Here is a 1,150-nt window from a genome sequence, read left to right on the forward strand (position 1 = left end):
TCGATAAGATAGGGCATCGCCAGACTGAAGTTTTTGCGCACCAGATAGTAGCCCGCGTAACCGAAAAATATCCCGAAAAACACCTGCCAACGCATGCGCTTGTAAAACGGGTCGACTTTCTCAGCCGGGATCCTGTCAATATGTGCCGCAGGCCTGAAGAGATTAAGCATGTTCTGCTTCCTTATTGTTGTAATAGGCAGTTGAGGGTGCCCTGACCATGTGAGCGAAACGCGCCAATTATTGGTTCGCGATCGAGCCAATTGTGCTCATATTCGCCCACGCAATCTGTGATGGATGCTCAAACATTGCAGTTTTGTTGCTAAATAAAGGCACCAAACGAGATCCGCCTCCTTCTACGCATCCCTTGTGTGACAAGGGTTACAGAAGTACCACCTTAGAGGTAAACCTCTTTTTTCACGTTGCTTAACATCACATTTTTATAGCAGTGAATGGGATCTTGACCACATTTCCCATGGCAGGGGTATGGTGAAATTTATTGAAAGCGCTATTTTCACCCCCATCCGATGACGAGCGAAAACGAGCATTATGTTTACGCTAAACATAGAAACAACAAGGAAACGTTTCGGATACAACAGATAACCACAATAAAGAAAAACAGAACATCAAACCTCTACTGGTGGATATAAGGAATAACCTATGAGCATACAAAGACCCAGTACCCTGCTTGGTGAATGCCTCGCCGAGTTTATCGGAACCGGCTTGCTAATCTTCTTCGGTGTCGGTTGCGTCGCCGCACTGGTGCTGACCGGCGCCAATTTCGGCCAGTGGGAGATCTCGATTACCTGGGGCCTTGGCGTCGCTATCGCCATCTATGTGACCGGCGGCATTTCAGGTGCACACCTGAACCCTGCCGTTACGTTAGCCCTGATGACCTTCGCCGGTTTTGACAAACGTAAAGTCGCCCCCTATATCATCGCCCAAATCGCCGGGGCTTTTTGCTCTGCGGCTCTGATCTACTTCCTTTACAGCGCGCTGTTCGCTCAGTGGGAGGTGACCAACAACGTGGTGCGTGGTAGCGTCGAGAGCCTCGCCACTGCCGGGATCTTCTCAACCTACCCCCATGCCCTGTTGAGCAACATGCAGGCTTTCGCCGTCGAACTGGTGATCACTGCCGTACTGATGCTGGGCA

At 50.3% G+C, this 1,150-nt stretch carries 1 protein-coding gene and 1 pseudogene; one reads left to right on the forward strand and one right to left on the reverse strand.

Features of this window, described 5'->3' with window-relative positions; translation table 11 throughout:
* A pseudogene (glpT, locus tag ACRC27_RS04245) lies at window positions 1-170 on the reverse strand (glycerol-3-phosphate transporter); the annotation flags it as partial.
* A 493-nt stretch (window positions 171-663) separates the two neighbouring features.
* On the opposite strand from glpT, the gene ACRC27_RS04250 reads away from it, so the two are divergent.
* Window positions 664-1,150 (forward strand): MIP/aquaporin family protein (locus ACRC27_RS04250; protein ID WP_438639267.1); only part of this gene is annotated, 487 nt, incomplete at its 3' end.

It is taken from the genome of Plesiomonas sp. (assembly GCF_051650925.1).
Lineage (GTDB): Bacteria > Pseudomonadota > Gammaproteobacteria > Enterobacterales > CAMTGL01 > Plesiomonas.